The organism is Tardiphaga sp. 172_B4_N1_3 (assembly GCF_052076035.1).
In the GTDB taxonomy this organism is placed as follows: domain Bacteria; phylum Pseudomonadota; class Alphaproteobacteria; order Rhizobiales; family Xanthobacteraceae; genus Tardiphaga; species Tardiphaga robiniae.
Window position 1 is genome coordinate 1,943,650 of sequence record NZ_CP197238.1, and the last position, 14,513, is coordinate 1,958,162.

Here is a 14,513-nt window from a genome sequence, read left to right on the forward strand (position 1 = left end):
CTATCCCCAACGGTAAAAGGATGCAGCGGACACCCCGCCTAAGTTCCCAATGTTGACCGATACCAAACAGGAGCAGCGGCTCCTGAAGATTTCAATTTACGTCACGCTTCTCATTTCATTTGCCAGCATCGCTTTCGGGCTCGCCATCAGTTCGCGCGCCATCGCCTTCGACGGTTTTTACACGTTGATCGACGCAGCCATGACCGGCGTTGCATTGCTGACCGCAAGACTGATCAGCAGAGGCGAAGACGACCGCTTCCAGTATGGCTACTGGCACCTTGAACCGATCCTCGCGCTGATCAACGGCACGGTGCTCAGCTTCGCCTGCGCCTATGCCTTCATCGACGGCCTTAACGGGCTGATCACCGGCGGTCGCGCCATCGAATTCGGCCCCGGCGCTATCTTCGCTGCGGTGGCGGGTGCCATCAGCTTCGGCATGAGCATCTATATCCGCCGCTCGGCCGGCGAACACGGCTCGCAACTGCTCGACATCGATGCCCGTGCCTGGCTGATGGGCGGCGTCCTCAGTCTGGCGGTCTGCATCAGCTTCTTGCTCGGAGCGGTGATGGCGAAGACTCCGGCAGCGGCCTATGCACCGCTGGTCGATCCGCTGATCCTGCTGGTGGTTGCGATCTGCCTGCTGCCGTTTCCGCTTTCGACGATCTGGAATGCCGGCCGTGACATCCTGCAGGTCGCACCGAGCGATCTCGACGAGGAGGTTCGCGAGCTCGCGCAATCGATCGCGTACAAGCACGGCTTCAGCGACTGCAGCTCGCATGTGATGCGCTCCGGCCGCCAGCAATTCATCGAGATAGGACTGGTGGCACCGTCTGGCGAGATCAGCAAGACCTTCGCCGAACTCGACGCCATCCGCGCGGAGATTGCCCTGGCCATGGGCGGGCTCAGCCCCGGCTACTGGCTGACAGTGGACTTCACCGCTGACAAGCGCTGGGTTTAAGTCACACCCGCGCCTCGCGCCGAACACGCCAGGCTAGAACAAAAGCAAGAAACAGGACGAGCAAAGCGCCAAACGCGATCGCGCCGGCGCGAAGCCGGCCGCCGGGACGATCGATATAAAGCGAGCGCAGCGATGGCGCCTCTCCGTCGTGCGCAAGACGAAACGCCACGACGCTGTCGCCGATCGAGGTGCCTACTTCCGAATGACCGCCGGCGGCGATGACCACATACTGCTCTCCGCCGATGACGTAAGTCATGGGATTGGCGACGCCCGGCACTGGCAGTCGCCCCTGCCAGAGTTCGGCGCCGGTCTTTGCGTCATACGCACGCAAGTAGGCATCCATCGCGCCGGTGAAGATCACGCCCCCGCGCGTCGCCAGCAGACCATTGACAAGCGGCATGCCGGTGGCCAGTGCGAGCCCCAGTGGTGCGGTGTCCTCGCTGGTGCCGACCTTCGACTCCCACAGCACTTTGCCCGCCTTGAGGTCCACCGCAACCATCGCGCCCCATGGCGGCTTGTTGCAGGGCATGCCGAGCGGCGACGTTACAAGCGCCCGCGTCATGGCAAAAGGCGCGCCGCGCTGCGCGCCGAAATCGACACCGGCCGGCGGCCTGTAGTTCTGCGCCTCGGCGCGTGGGATCAACGTCACCCGATGCACCGCGCGGCTCGTATTGGCATGGAGCACCTGCCGGACAGGATCGAAGGCAACACCGCCCCAGTTGACGCCGCCACCGGTCATCGGAAACAGCAAGGTGCCGGCCCCCGTCGCAGGTGGCGTATAGAGGCCTTCGTTGCGTCCACTGGCCAGTTCATCCCGGCACTTGCCGCGATCCCAGAATGTCACACCGAACGCGTCATCCGGCGTTACACGTTGTGGCACCAGTGTCGGAAGATGCATCGGAAACGGCTGCGTCGGCGACAGCGCTTCGCCCTCGACGCCACCTTGCGGAACGGCCCTCTCCTCCACCGGCCAGATCGGCGCGCCGCTGGTGCGATCCAGCACAAACAGAAAGCCCTGCTTGGTCGCTTGGATGACGACATCGCGCGGACCGCTTGCCAGATCGATGCGGGCCAGCGTCGGCTGCGCCGGCACATCGTAATCCCAGACATCGTGATGCACGATCTGGAACGACCAGACCAGTTCGCCCGTGTCGATCTTCAGCGCAACAACCGAATTGGCGTGCGCATTGTTGCCGAGCCGCTTGCCGCCCCAGAAATCCGGACTGGGCGACGACGTCGGCAAGAACAGCAATCCGCGTTCGTCATCCACCGACATCGGCGCCCAGACATTGGCGTGGCCGGCTTCGATACCGTCATGGACTAGCGGATCCCACGACCATCGCGGCGCGCCGCTGCGCACATCGAACGCGCGGACGGTCCCCTTGGGCGCGCTCACACGCCGATTGTCGGCGAGTGCAGAACCGACCACGACGACGTCGCGCCCGACCACCGGCGGCGATGTGATCTGAAATTCACCGGGGCCATCGAGCGGCATTCCCGGGTCGAGCTTGACCTCACCCTGCGCGCCGAAGTCGACACATGGCAGTCCGGTCGCGACATCCAGCGCAACGATACGGGCATCGTTGGTACCCATGAAGATGCGGCTGCGACAAGTAGCGCCAGATGCTGCGCGATCGTCACGCCAATAGGCTACGCCGCGGCAAACCCAGCGGTTGGCGGGGCGCACATCTGGCGCGACCCGCGCATCAAAACGCCACTTCTGCCGACCGCTAGCAGGATCGAGTGCAATCACCTCGTTGAATGGCGTACAGAAGACGAGGCTGTCTTCAACCAGGAGGGGCGTCGCTTCGAATTTGGTGCGTGCCATCTGTCCAGGTGTGCGACGCAGGAGATCGCCAGTCTGGAAGCGCCAGGCCTCGATCAGGCGGCCGACATTGTCGGAGGTGATCTGGTCAAGCGGCGCAAAGCGAGAGCCACCACGGTCGCTACCCCAATGCTCCCATCCAAGAGCAGGTGCTACCGACAGGACTACGAGCGCCAGGATTCCTCCAATCCAATTCCTCATCGAAGCACAGCTCCGTAGATCCCGACTGACATGACCTGATGTTAGTCGTTGAACCTGCCCTGTCCATGTCGAACGCATAGTAAAGAGGCCGGCTGCGTAACAGCCGGCCTCTTTGAAACTCGATCAATATTACAGCGATGGTTACGCGATGTCCTCGACTGTCGTCTCGCCGTCATCCGAGCGCTGCTCAAAGCGCGATAGCTTGTTTGCCGTATTTTCCAGGACGCCGGCGATGAAATCGGACACCGAATTCTCGATCGGCCCCGCTTCCGCAATCTTCTGAACGATCATCTCCACAAAAGCTGGCATCGCATTTTCCTTATTCGATGGTGCAATGCACGTGCTGCGATTTGGTTCCGGTTGAGACCGTCTTCATTCCATTTCCGACGTAGGAACATCCCCAACGGTGGTGGATTGCCCTTTACGGAGGAGGAGAAAGAGCAATGCCAAAATATCATTTCGAGATTGTCGATGGTTTCCGGCTTGAGGACCCCGTAGGTCTGGATTGTAGCGACGACACGCAAGCCAGGGATGTCGCCAAGAATATTGCTCATCAAATCGCAGTTGATATCGCAGGCGACTGTGACCGGAAGGTCGTCGTCATCGATGACAACGGCGATGAAGTCTACAAGACGAAGATCAAGCCCTGACGCGGCGTGACGTATACTCAAGCGTAACAAAAGCAATGGAACTACACTTTCTCAGGAACATCCCTCCGCCAATGCCGTTGTACGGCGGGCAATGCATCGCGAGGAGAACCAAGATGAACAACCGTTTATTGATGAGCGTCGCCGCCGCTGCACTGATTGCAGGTTCGGGTTTGGCTAGCGCGCAAAATCCCGGCGGCGCAGGAGCTGCAACGTCGGGTGGTGGCGCCGGAGGTGCCGGAATGACACGTGAGGCGCCGGCGGGCGGTGCTGCACGTAGCGGCGCACCGAGCGCGCCCGCAGGCGGCGCGGCTGCTGATCGTGCTGCGCCGGCCGAACGCAACGCACCAGTCAACAAGGACGAAGCGACCGACACCACCAACAAGTCCGAGCAGAAGCCGGCGGTGAAGTCGACGCAGTCCGACGACAAGATGCAGCGTGACGACAAGCGTACGACCGACTCGACCCGTGACAGCGGAAAAGCCGGCAAGGACATGAAGGCCGATTCCAAGTCGACCGACTCCAAGTCAGGTGCCGACACCAAGTCGACATCGACGGAGACCAAGTCGACCACGACCACCGGTCAGGCCGGCGCGGGCGCCAAGCTGACCACCGAGCAGCGCACCAAGGTCACCACGGTCATCAAGCAGCAAAATATCCAGCCGGTGACCAATGTGAACTTCTCGATCTCGGTCGGCACCCGTGTGCCGCGCGAGGTCCGCTTCCACCCGCTTCCGGCTGAGATCATCACCGTCTATCCGGATTGGCGCGGCTACGAGTTCTTCCTGGTGCGCAACGAGATCATCGTCGTGAACCCGCGAACACTCGAGATCGTCGCAGTCATCGACGCCTAAGGCGGGGCATCTGATGTGACACCCGGGCGGGCTCGAAAGGGTCCGCCCGTTTGCTATCCGGGACGCTCCGCCCTGAGCCGGCAGATTGCCGGAATGGCGCCAGTGGCTTTAACCTTGGTTAATAAGCATTTTCCACAGGTTCCATCGGGCTTTTTATGAATTGGGTGAGGTATTTGGCTGGGGGAACCCGGGGTCTAGAGGCTTCCCCTCCGCGGTTTGGTTACCTATAACCCCGGGCAGAACGGCGCCCACCGCGCCCATTGCTATTGCCCGGGATGTCCGATGGCCAATACCACGACCAACACCATCTACGTGCTCAACGGCCCCAACCTCAACCTGCTGGGAATCCGCGAGCCGGACACCTATGGGCATGCAACTCTGGCCGATGTCGAGAAGTTGTGCGTGACCACGGCCGCGCAATATGGCCTGACCGCAGATTGCCGGCAGTCCAATAGCGAGAGCGAGCTCATCGGCTATATCCATCAGGCCCGCGAGAAACACGTGGCCGGCATCGTGATCAATGGCGGCGCTTATTCGCACACCTCGATCGCCCTGCATGACGCCATCGTCGGTGTGCGCATTCCCACCGTGGAAGTGCACGTCAGCAACGTCTACACCCGCGAAAGCTTCCGCCACCATTCCTTCATCGCCAAGGCAGCCTTTGCCAGCCTCTGCGGCTTCGGCATCGAGGGCTATCGCCTTGCCATCAGCGGCCTCGCCGCAAAAATCGGTGCCAACGCCATCGCGTGACGCGCCCGCTTTGCTCATTATTCGTCTTTCACTTCAGACATTGGATTGCCCATGGCCCGCAAGCCTGACGACATACAGACCGCAACGCCGCAAGCCAGCAACGATAGCGGCATGATCCGCGAACTGGCGCTGCTGCTGGATGAAACCAACCTCACCGAGATCGAGGTCGAGCGCGCCGGTCTGCGCGTGCGCGTCGCGCGTAACATCAGCGTTGCTGCCGCTGTGCCGGCTTATGCGCCCGCACCGGCTGCTGCACCCGCGCCTGTCGCCGCAGCTGCTGCCGCACCGGCCGCCGCCGACATGACCAAGCATCCCGGCGCCGTGCCCTCGCCGATGGTCGGCACCGTCTACCGCGCCCCGGAGCCCGGCAAGCCGGCCTTCATCGAAGTCGGCGCCAAGGTTGCTGCCGGACAGACGCTGGTCATCATCGAGGCGATGAAGACCATGAACCAGATCCCGGCGCCGCGGGCCGGTACCGTGACGCAGATCCTGATCGAAGACGGCTCGCCGGTCGAATACGGCGAAGCGCTGGTCATCATCGAGTAACACCACAACGTCCTCTGACTTCGGAACGCCATGTTCGAGAAAATCCTGATCGCCAACCGCGGCGAGATCGCATTGCGCATCTTGCGGGCCTGCAAGGAGCTCGGCATCGCGACCGTGGCCGTGCATTCAACAGCGGACGCCGACGCCATGCATGTGCGCCTCGCCGACGAGAGCGTGTGCATCGGCCCGCCGGCGTCGAAAGACAGCTACCTCAACATCCCGTCGCTGCTCGCCGCCTGCGAGATCACCGGCGCCGATGCGGTGCATCCCGGCTACGGCTTCCTGTCGGAAAATGCGCGCTTCGCCGAGATCCTCGCCGATCATAATCTGAAGTTCATCGGCCCCAAGGCCGAGCACATCCGCCTGATGGGCGACAAGATCGAAGCCAAGAAGACCGCCAAGCGGCTTGGCATCCCCGTCGTGCCCGGCTCCGACGGCGGCGTCGGCCCCGAAGACGATGCCATAGCCATCGCCCGCGAGATCGGCTTCCCAGTCCTCGTCAAGGCAGCCGCCGGCGGCGGCGGCCGCGGCATGAAGGTCGCGCAGACCGAAGCCGATCTGCTGATGGCGCTGTCCACTGCCTCGAACGAGGCCAAGGCTGCGTTCGGCGACGCGTCGGTCTATCTCGAAAAGTATCTGACCAAGCCGCGCCACATCGAAATCCAGGTGCTGGGCGATGGCCGCGGCGGCGCGCTGCATCTTGGCGAACGCGATTGCTCGCTGCAGCGCCGGCACCAGAAGGTCTGGGAGGAAGGCCCCTCGCCTATCCTGTCACCGGAAGCGCGTGCCAGGATCGGCGGCATCTGCGCCAAGGCGATGCAGGACATGCAGTATCTCGGCGTCGGCACCATCGAATTCCTCTACGAGGACGGCGAGTTCTATTTCATTGAAATGAACACCCGCATCCAGGTCGAGCATCCCGTCACCGAGATGATTACCGACATCGATCTCGTGCTGGAGCAGATCCGCATTGCCGCCGGCGGCGACCTGCCTTGCACCCAGGAAGAGGTCAATATCATCGGGCATTCCATCGAGTGCCGTATCAATGCCGAGAACCCGGAAACCTTCCGGCCCTCGCCCGGCACGATCACCCAGTATCACGCCCCAGGCGGCCTCGGCGTCCGCATCGATTCCGCGGTCTATCAGGGTTACAAGATCCCGCCTTATTACGACTCGCTGGTGGGCAAGCTGATTGTCCACGGCAAGAACCGACCGGAATGCCTGATGCGACTCCGGCGGGCCCTGGACGAGATCGTGGTGGACGGCGTCGAGACGACCCTGCCGCTGTTCCGGGCCTTGGCCCGGGAAAGCGATATTATTGAGGGCGACTACCACATCCACTGGCTGGAACAGTATCTCGCGGGCAAGCCTCCCAAGACCTGAAACATTTGGGATCAGTCTGGAACCAATCGCCTCGATCCGCGTTTTTTGTGCTGCCGGGAGACGTCCGGCGGCGGGGGCCATATTGAAGTTCAGCCTGCAATCCAAGCGAGTATTACGTGACCGCTGACGCCGCCCGCAGGCGAGCGCTATGGCAAATCCTGCTGCTCTTGGCGGGATTGCTGGTGCTTGCCGCCGTCAGCGCGGCCTCCGTTATCCTGGTGAACCAGGCACGTGACGATTCCAGGTGGGTGGTCCACACCGTCGAAGTCCAGAACCAGATATCGAACCTGCTGCTGGAAATCCGCCGGACCGAAAGCGCGACCCGCGCCTATCTGCTGTCCAGCGGTCCACAATTCCTTTCCGAATACGAAACCTCGGCGGCCGCGATCCTGCCGGCCGTCGACAGACTGGTGGCCCTCGCCAACGACAATCCGGCCCAGGTCGCCAACACGGTCAAACTGCGTGCAGCCGTCGAGCAGCGACTGGCGGAATTCGCCAGGGGGATCGACCGCATCAAGAACAACGACATCCAGTCGAGCATCGACATCCTGCGTCGCGGCGGCGCCAATCAGGCCGTTCAGGACATCGCCGATATCACCCGCGCGATGCGCGCCGAAGAAGGCCGCCTGTTCGTCGAACGCACCCGGACGGCCGACCAGAGCCAGCAATGGGCCTCGTGGGTCACCGTGGCCGGCTCCGGCCTGGTGGTGCTCTTGGCGGCGCTGTCGATCTTCCTCGTGCGCCGCTCGTCAAACGCCCGCGATGAGGCGGAGGCCAAGTTGCGCGACAGCAACGTCGACCTCGAAGCCGCCGTTGAGGAGCGCACCGCCGACTTGCGCGAGGCCAACGACGAGCTGCAGCGCTTCTCCTATATCGTCAGCCACGACCTGCGCTCGCCGCTGGTCAACATCATGGGCTTCACCAGCGAGCTCGAGGAGCTGCGCGGCGATATCTTCAGGCGCATCGCAACGCTCGCCAATGCAGACCCCGTCGTGCCCGATGTGAACGGCGAATTGCCGGAGCCGGCGCTGCCCGAGCAGGACAAGCAACTCTCCGCCGATTTCACCGAAGCGCTCGGCTTCATCAAATCGTCGATCGGGAAGATGGACCGCTTGATCAGCGCTATTCTCAATCTGACCCGCGAGGGCCGGCGGGAGTTCAAGCCGGTGAAGATCGACACCCGCGAACTCATCGAAGGCATCGCTTCAACTGTAGCGCATCAGGCAGCCGAGACCGAAACCCAGATCCGCATCGAGCCATTGCCCGACATCGAGAGCGATCGTCTCGCAATGGAACAGATCTTCGGCAACCTGATCGACAATGCGCTGAAATATCTGAAGCCCGGCGTCCCTGGCGACATTCTCGTCAAGGGCCGCGCCAAGATGGGCTTTGCGATCTTCGAGATCATCGACAACGGCCGCGGCATCGATCCCCGGGATCATCAGCGCATCTTTGATCTTTTCCGCCGTGCGGGTACACAGGACAAGCCCGGCCAGGGCATCGGATTGGCCCATGTGCGCGCTTTGGTGCGACGAATGGGCGGCACCATGTCGGTGTCATCGGAACTCGGCAACGGCAGCAACTTCACCGTCACGCTGCCGGCCAGATGGACGGGGCATAACCGGGATAAACAAACATGAGTAAGCCAGTTACCATCATTATGATCGAAGACGACGAGGGTCACGCCCGTCTGATCGAACGCAATATCAGGCGCTCGGGTGTCAATAATGAGATCATCCCGTTCACCAACGGTACAGACGCCGTCAACTATCTGTTCGGCAAAGATAGCACTGGCCTCGATCACAAGGGCGAAGCCCTGCTGATTCTGCTCGACCTCAACCTGCCCGACATGACCGGGATCGATATCCTGAAGCGTGTCAAAGAGAACGAATTTCTCAAATGCGCGCCCGTCGTGGTCCTCACCACTACCGACGACGCACAGGAAATCAAACGCTGCTACGAATTGGGCTGTAACGTCTACATCACCAAGCCCGTGAACTACGAGAGCTTCGCCAACGCGATCCGCCAACTCGGTCTGTTTTTCTCCGTCATTCAGGTTCCACAAGCGTCCACATGACATCTGCCACGACGCCCACGTTGCTGTATATCGATGACGACGCAGGTCTTGCGCGGCTGGTGTCGCGCGGCCTGACGCGGCAGGGCTTTGGCGTCGAGCATTGCGACAATGGCGAAGCCGGTATCGAACGGATCAAGCAGGGTGGCATCGACGTCATCGCGCTCGATCAGTACATGCCGGGCCTCGACGGGTTGGAAACGCTTGAGCAGATCCAGAAACTGCCCTCGCCGCCCCCGGTGGTGTTCGTCACGGCGTCGCAGGACAGCAAGATTGCCGTGACCGCCCTCAAGGCGGGTGCCGCCGACTATCTGGTGAAGGACACCCAGGGCGACTTCCTGCCGCTGCTGCATGTCGCCTGCACGACCGCCATCAAACAGGCCCTGATATCAAAGGCCCGCGACGACGCCGAAGCCGAAGTCCACGCATCGCGTGATCGCTACGCAGCCCTCGCGGCCGAGCGCGAAGTGCTGCTGCGCGAAGTCAATCACCGCGTTGGCAACTCATTGCAGATCATCGCTTCGCTGCTCCATCTGCAGGCCAACTCAACCAGCGAAGATCACGTCAAGGTGGCGCTGACCAATGCCATGGGCCGTGTCGCCGCCGTGGCGCAGGTCCATCGCCGGCTGTACACCTCGCACGACCTCAACAGCGTGCTGCTCAATCAGTATCTCGAAGCCCTGCTGGAAGATCTCCGTCGCTCCGCCGAAGGCAACCGGATGTCGCGCCTCACGTTGAAGGCCGAAGCCGTCGAGATCGACCCGGACCGCGCCGTCGCCATCGGCATCATCGTCAACGAGCTGGTGATGAACGCCGTCAAATACGCCTATCCCGACGGAGCCGGCCCGATCCATGTCGTTCTCACCGCGCAGGGCGACCAGCTCGAACTGTCGATCACTGACGATGGCGTCGGCCTCAACGTGAAAGTCGATCCGCGCTCCACCGGCATGGGCCAGCGGATCGTCAATGCCATGGCCAGCAAGCTCGAAGCCTCCGTCGAGCGGGATCCCGACCATACCGGCACCCGCATCGTGCTGCGGTTCTGTGCCGTCACCAAGCCCGCGGCCAAGCCGCCTGTGAGTGCGGCGGGCTAGGCCTGCCTGCGCTGCGGCCGCGCCTTAAACACCCCCAACCTGCACAAATATGCCGCGCCCGTTCGCCTTGCGCGGTTCCATCGCATGCCTAGACTGCACCTTTCAGTCTGCTGATATTTCTCTTTCTTTCCGGACCTCGGATTTCATATGCGCTGCCTTGTCGTAGCCGATCTCCACTATTCGCTGCCCCAGTTCGACTGGCTACTCAGCGTCGCGCCGCAATTCGACCTCGTGATCTTTGCAGGCGACGCTCTTGATATCGCCTCGGTCGTCGACTTCCGCGCTCAAATCCTGGTGGTGAAAAAGTATCTCGGCCTGCTTGCCCAACGCACCAAGGTGATCCTGTGCTCTGGCAATCACGATCTCGACGAACGCAACGATGAAGGCGAGAAGATCGCGCGATGGGTTGGCGATGTCAGACAACTCGGCATTGCTTGTGATGGTGACAGTCTCACCATCGGTGATACGCTCTTCACGGTTTGCCCATGGTGGGACGGTCCGCTGGTGCAGCAGCGTATCGTGCAACAACTCAGCGAAGCATCCGCACAAAGCGCAAAACGCTGGATCTGGGTCCATCACGCACCGCCGACCAACTCGCCGACGAGCTGGGGCGGCAAGCGTTACTTCGGCGATATCGAACTGGTGCAATGGATCGAGGCGCATCGGCCCGCGATGGTGATCTCAGGCCACGTGCATGAGTCTCCGTTTGTCCAAGACGGCTCATGGTACGACCGGATTGGTGAGACCTGGGTGTTCAATGCAGGCCGACAGTTCGGTCGGCCGCCAACTTACATCGTGCTCGACCTCGATGACGGCACAGCATTCTGGCTATCGGCGGAAGGCGCTGACCATATCGATCTGAACGCTCCGCTGCAGCGTCCGGCGTTACCGATCAAGGTCGCGCCCGCATGGCTCACATCCGTGGATCGTTGTGTCGATCCGAGCCCCGATCCGAACCTGGTGACACCTTCGTCGGCGACAGGTTGACCATGTTTTCCAGGAGCTCGCCGACCATCGACAGATGCGTACCATGGCCGGCATATTGCTGCTTGATATCGGCAAGATAGCTCGTCGCCACATTGAGCCGCTGCGCCAGCAGCCGCGCGATCATCAGCGCGACGGTCGGGTGATCCCGCAAGAAATCCGTCGCATTCTCGAATTCATAGACTTGCGTCTCCATCGCGGCGCGCACGGTCGCGGTATGCGGCTGTTCGAGGAGCACCGACATTTCACCGACCACAGCACCGGGTTCGGTCAAACTCGCAACCACCGTGTCGCCCTTGACGACATCGAGCTGCCCTTCGATCAGCACGAACAAATGCCCGCTTGTCTGTCCTTCCCGGATGATCGTATCGCCCGCCGCAACGCTGTGCTTCACGCCATCGCTGCAATGATCCAGAACGGCGCGCATATCAGGCACTCCAACATGGTTGATAAAGCGTATGCTCGCCGTGACGATCGCGTGACACAAGGCCCGAATGCGCCGAAATTGTCGGCAACCAGCGCATATTGGGTGCGGCGGAGCTTGCGAGACGTCCCGCCCCGGCTACCACGTCTTTCACCCTGTTGCATTTGTTCGGGAGATAGTTATAGTTAGTTGCTTCCTTAGCAATAAGGCCCGTCCTTCCAGACGGGCCGTTGCCATTTTAGGGGGCCTTTGCGATGAGCCGTTCCAACCGGATCGATCATATTCGCCTGACGTCGCATCCTGCGCCGGGCGCCAAGCATCACTTCCCGATCCAGTGGGGCGCAGCCTCCGCACGCGAACGTGGACCGGTCATCGGCACCGTCTCCCGCCCGCAGGACCGCAACGTCATTGGCACCCATGGTGGCTCCTATTCGGTCTATCGCGCGCTCGCGGTTTCATCTGGCGCACTTGATCCGCTGAAGCGCCCCGACCTCACAAACACCCATCCCGCTGCTGTCGTCGGGCCTTTCGGACAATGGACCGATCCCGAGAAGATCGTATCGCTCGATCCCTGGGGTCATCTCGTTGCCGAGAACTTTGCGCCCGAGATCGCCGAAGGCATCGATATCCGCCCGAGCATCGCGATCACCAAGGCGCGGCTCGATCTGCCCGAGCTGCAGGCCGCGATCGCTGGCGGTCGCCTCAAACACGACGGCGACGTCGTGCATGCCAATGGCAGCGTCTCCGTCGTCAAGATTGCCATCGATCCCGTGTGGTATCTGCCCGGTCTCGCCAAACGCTTTGATACCAGCGAGAACAATCTGCGCCGCCAGCTGTTCGAACAGACCGCGGGCATGTTTCCCGAACTCGTGACCCGGCCTGACCTGCAGGTGTTCCTGCCGCCCATCGGCGGGACTACCGCCTATCTGTTCGGCGACGTCAGCAAGCTACCGGATCACACGACCAAGATCACCTGCCGCGTTCACGACGAGTGCAACGGCTCCGACGTGTTCGGCTCCGATATCTGCACCTGCCGCCCCTATCTAATTCACGGTATCGAGGAATGCGCGCGCGCCGGTCAGTCCGGCGGTCTCGGCATCATCATCTACAACCGCAAGGAAGGCCGTGCGCTCGGCGAGGTCACCAAATTCCTCGTCTACAACGCGCGCAAACGCCAGGAGGGCGGCGACGCCGCTGCGCAGTATTTCGAACGCACCGAATGCGTTGCCGGCGTGCAGGATGCGCGCTTCCAGCAGTTGATGCCGGATGTGGTGCACTGGCTCGGCCTCAAGCGCATAGATCGCTTCATTTCCATGAGCGACATGAAGCATGATGCGTTGACCAGTCAGGGCGTCGAGATCGTCGAGCGCGTGCCGATCCCCGACGACATGATCCCGGCGGATGCGCATGTGGAGATCGCCGCCAAGAAGGCGGCTGGCTACTTCACGCCGGACCCGGTGACACCGCAGGATCTGATCGACTCCGTCGGTCGCGGGCTTGAGAAGTATTGAGATATCAGCAGTGAATCCCCAGACCCCGGAAGCCTCTGCCGCCCTCTCGTTACTGTCAGCTCACGCCGTGCGCACCCGTGCGCAACGCATGCTGAACCTCGGCCTCGACGACAAACTGCCGAACTTCCGTATCGATCTCACGCGCATGGACGACGTAATCAATCTGGTGCTGGACACGACGCGCGCCTCCTATCCGTCGCTCGATGTGCCGTTCCATTCGCGCTGGCGTCACTTCGTCAATGCCGGCGACAATCGCTGGGCCGATATCTCGGACCGTATCACGTGGCCTGATCGCGCAGCACGCGGACGCGCGGAATTCGATCTCGCCATCACCAGCGTGTTCCTCGATGCCGGGGCCGGTCCGACCTGGCGCTATACCGATCCCCAAACCGGCGCGGCCATCGGCCGTTCCGAAGGTCTAGGTCTCGCCAGCCTTGCGATGTTCGCCGGCGGCACGTTCTCTGCCGATCCCGCACAGCCGCTGCGCGCCGATGCCAGCAAGCTCGCAGAGCTCGACGTCAGCGATCTCAGGCGCGGCATGCAGGTCTCCGACACCAATCCAATGGTCGGCATCGACGGCCGCGCCGATCTGTTGCGCCGGCTTGGCGAACACGTAGCGTCGAAGCCCGATGTGTTCGGCACGAAGGATACGCCGCGGCCCGGCGGATTGTTCGACCGCCTGGCGTCGCTGGCTGACAATGGCCGCCTGCCCGCTCCCACCATCCTCTCGGAACTGCTGCTGCAACTTGGTCCGATCTGGCCGTCACGGCTGACGTTGGACGGCATCGCGCTCGGCGATTGCTGGAAGCATCCAGCGATGACGACCTCGGATGCGACGAGCGGCCTTGTGCCCCTGCACAAGCTGTCGCAATGGCTGGCCTATTCGCTGATCGAACCGCTGCAGACCGCAGGCATCGATGTGACCGATATCGACGGCCTCACGGGATTGGCCGAATATCGCAATGGTGGTCTTTTCGTCGATGGTGGTGTCCTGAAATTCCGCGATCCTGCTGACGCCACGCGTGAGCACGACGTATCGTCGCCGCTGGTGGTGGAATGGCGGGCACTGACCGTAGCGCTACTTGACCGCGTCGCCGGCGGCCTGCGACAAAGACTGAAGCTCGACGCGACGTCGCTGCCGTTGGCCAAGGTGCTCGAAGGTGGCACATGGGCCGCCGGCCGCATCCTGGCGCGCGAGCGCCGCGAGGATCATTCGCCGCCGGTGAAGGTCATCAGCGACGGTACGGTTTTCTAGATCAAAG

At 62.0% G+C, this 14,513-nt stretch carries 15 protein-coding genes; 12 read left to right on the top strand and 3 right to left on the bottom strand.

Annotated elements, in window-relative coordinates; all coding sequences use genetic code 11:
* Positions 1–49: 49 nt before the first annotated feature.
* On the top strand, positions 50–958 hold the full coding sequence (locus AB7783_RS08975) for a cation diffusion facilitator family transporter (RefSeq protein WP_231080569.1): 909 nt from the start codon (positions 50–52) through the stop codon (positions 956–958).
* A gap of 1 nt (position 959) precedes the next feature.
* Here AB7783_RS08975 and AB7783_RS08980 read toward each other — a convergent pair whose 3' ends face one another.
* Both AB7783_RS08980 and AB7783_RS08985 read right to left on the bottom strand, forming a co-directional pair.
* Positions 960–2,984 carry a pyrroloquinoline quinone-dependent dehydrogenase gene (locus AB7783_RS08980; RefSeq protein WP_441277423.1) on the bottom strand — a complete coding sequence of 675 codons (2,025 nt, stop codon included), beginning with the start codon at positions 2,982–2,984 and terminating at the stop codon, positions 960–962.
* Positions 2,985–3,125: 141 nt separating this feature from the next.
* On the bottom strand, positions 3,126–3,293 hold the full coding sequence (locus tag AB7783_RS08985) for a hypothetical protein (RefSeq protein ID WP_441277424.1): 168 nt from the start codon (positions 3,291–3,293) through the stop codon (positions 3,126–3,128).
* A gap of 134 nt (positions 3,294–3,427) precedes the next feature.
* Between AB7783_RS08985 and AB7783_RS08990 the strand changes: the two genes are divergently transcribed.
* The 9 genes from AB7783_RS08990 to AB7783_RS09030 all read left to right on the top strand — a co-directional run bounded on the left by AB7783_RS08990 (position 3,428) and on the right by AB7783_RS09030 (position 11,319).
* Complete coding sequence (locus AB7783_RS08990; RefSeq protein WP_089264111.1) at positions 3,428–3,634, top strand: DUF6894 family protein; 207 nt, start codon at positions 3,428–3,430, stop codon at positions 3,632–3,634.
* A 113-nt stretch (positions 3,635–3,747) separates the two neighbouring features.
* Positions 3,748–4,485 (top strand): DUF1236 domain-containing protein, encoded by a 738-nt coding sequence (locus AB7783_RS08995; protein ID WP_441277425.1) that lies wholly within the window; start codon positions 3,748–3,750, stop codon positions 4,483–4,485.
* Between the two features lie 282 nt (positions 4,486–4,767).
* A complete protein-coding gene (aroQ, locus tag AB7783_RS09000) occupies positions 4,768–5,235 on the top strand; it encodes a type II 3-dehydroquinate dehydratase (RefSeq protein WP_093758393.1) in 468 nt (155 codons plus the stop codon).
* A gap of 51 nt (positions 5,236–5,286) precedes the next feature.
* Positions 5,287–5,781, top strand: a complete 495-nt coding sequence (accB, locus tag AB7783_RS09005) for an acetyl-CoA carboxylase biotin carboxyl carrier protein (RefSeq protein ID WP_231080564.1) — start codon at positions 5,287–5,289, stop codon at positions 5,779–5,781.
* A gap of 30 nt (positions 5,782–5,811) precedes the next feature.
* Positions 5,812–7,164, top strand: a complete 1,353-nt coding sequence (accC, locus tag AB7783_RS09010; RefSeq protein ID WP_320444279.1) for an acetyl-CoA carboxylase biotin carboxylase subunit — start codon at positions 5,812–5,814, stop codon at positions 7,162–7,164.
* Between the two features lie 116 nt (positions 7,165–7,280).
* On the top strand, positions 7,281–8,804 hold the full coding sequence (locus AB7783_RS09015) for a sensor histidine kinase (protein WP_441277426.1): 1,524 nt from the start codon (positions 7,281–7,283) through the stop codon (positions 8,802–8,804).
* Entirely contained in the window at positions 8,801–9,241 is a 441-nt protein-coding gene (locus AB7783_RS09020) for a response regulator (RefSeq protein ID WP_089264105.1), read from the top strand. Before AB7783_RS09015 ends, AB7783_RS09020 begins: the two co-directional genes overlap by 4 nt.
* Positions 9,238–10,332 (top strand): response regulator, encoded by a 1,095-nt coding sequence (locus tag AB7783_RS09025; protein ID WP_093758390.1) that lies wholly within the window; start codon positions 9,238–9,240, stop codon positions 10,330–10,332. Before AB7783_RS09020 ends, AB7783_RS09025 begins: the two co-directional genes overlap by 4 nt.
* A gap of 147 nt (positions 10,333–10,479) precedes the next feature.
* Entirely contained in the window at positions 10,480–11,319 is an 840-nt protein-coding gene (locus tag AB7783_RS09030) for a metallophosphoesterase family protein (RefSeq protein WP_441277427.1), read from the top strand.
* Here AB7783_RS09030 and AB7783_RS09035 read toward each other — a convergent pair.
* The gene (locus AB7783_RS09035) at positions 11,246–11,743 is read right to left on the bottom strand and encodes a Crp/Fnr family transcriptional regulator (protein WP_441277428.1); all 498 of its coding nucleotides are present in this window, start codon (positions 11,741–11,743) and stop codon (positions 11,246–11,248) included. The genes AB7783_RS09030 and AB7783_RS09035 overlap by 74 nt on opposite strands.
* A 251-nt stretch (positions 11,744–11,994) precedes the next feature.
* Between AB7783_RS09035 and AB7783_RS09040 the strand changes: the two genes are divergently transcribed.
* Both AB7783_RS09040 and AB7783_RS09045 read left to right on the top strand, forming a co-directional pair.
* Entirely contained in the window at positions 11,995–13,251 is a 1,257-nt protein-coding gene (locus tag AB7783_RS09040; RefSeq protein WP_092143569.1) for a GTP cyclohydrolase II, read from the top strand.
* A 10-nt stretch (positions 13,252–13,261) separates the two neighbouring features.
* Entirely contained in the window at positions 13,262–14,506 is a 1,245-nt protein-coding gene (locus AB7783_RS09045; RefSeq protein ID WP_441277429.1) for a URC4/urg3 family protein, read from the top strand.
* Positions 14,507–14,513: the final 7 nt, after the last annotated feature.

Excerpts from the sequence above, each read along its gene's own strand:
- AB7783_RS08975 (WP_231080569.1), top strand. The coding sequence starts at position 50 with ATGTTGACCGATACCAAACAGGAGCAGCGGCTCCTGAAGATTTCAATT.
- AB7783_RS08980 (WP_441277423.1), bottom strand. The coding sequence starts at position 2,984 with ATGAGGAATTGGATTGGAGGAATCCTGGCGCTCGTAGTCCTGTCGGTA.
- AB7783_RS08985 (WP_441277424.1), bottom strand. The coding sequence starts at position 3,293 with ATGCCAGCTTTTGTGGAGATGATCGTTCAGAAGATTGCGGAAGCGGGG.
- AB7783_RS08990 (WP_089264111.1), top strand. The coding sequence starts at position 3,428 with ATGCCAAAATATCATTTCGAGATTGTCGATGGTTTCCGGCTTGAGGAC.
- AB7783_RS08995 (WP_441277425.1), top strand. The coding sequence starts at position 3,748 with ATGAACAACCGTTTATTGATGAGCGTCGCCGCCGCTGCACTGATTGCA.
- aroQ (WP_093758393.1), top strand. The coding sequence starts at position 4,768 with ATGGCCAATACCACGACCAACACCATCTACGTGCTCAACGGCCCCAAC.
- accB (WP_231080564.1), top strand. The coding sequence starts at position 5,287 with ATGGCCCGCAAGCCTGACGACATACAGACCGCAACGCCGCAAGCCAGC.
- accC (WP_320444279.1), top strand. The coding sequence starts at position 5,812 with ATGTTCGAGAAAATCCTGATCGCCAACCGCGGCGAGATCGCATTGCGC.
- AB7783_RS09020 (WP_089264105.1), top strand. The coding sequence starts at position 8,801 with ATGAGTAAGCCAGTTACCATCATTATGATCGAAGACGACGAGGGTCAC.
- AB7783_RS09025 (WP_093758390.1), top strand. The coding sequence starts at position 9,238 with ATGACATCTGCCACGACGCCCACGTTGCTGTATATCGATGACGACGCA.
- AB7783_RS09030 (WP_441277427.1), top strand. The coding sequence starts at position 10,480 with ATGCGCTGCCTTGTCGTAGCCGATCTCCACTATTCGCTGCCCCAGTTC.
- AB7783_RS09035 (WP_441277428.1), bottom strand. The coding sequence starts at position 11,743 with ATGCGCGCCGTTCTGGATCATTGCAGCGATGGCGTGAAGCACAGCGTT.
- AB7783_RS09040 (WP_092143569.1), top strand. The coding sequence starts at position 11,995 with ATGAGCCGTTCCAACCGGATCGATCATATTCGCCTGACGTCGCATCCT.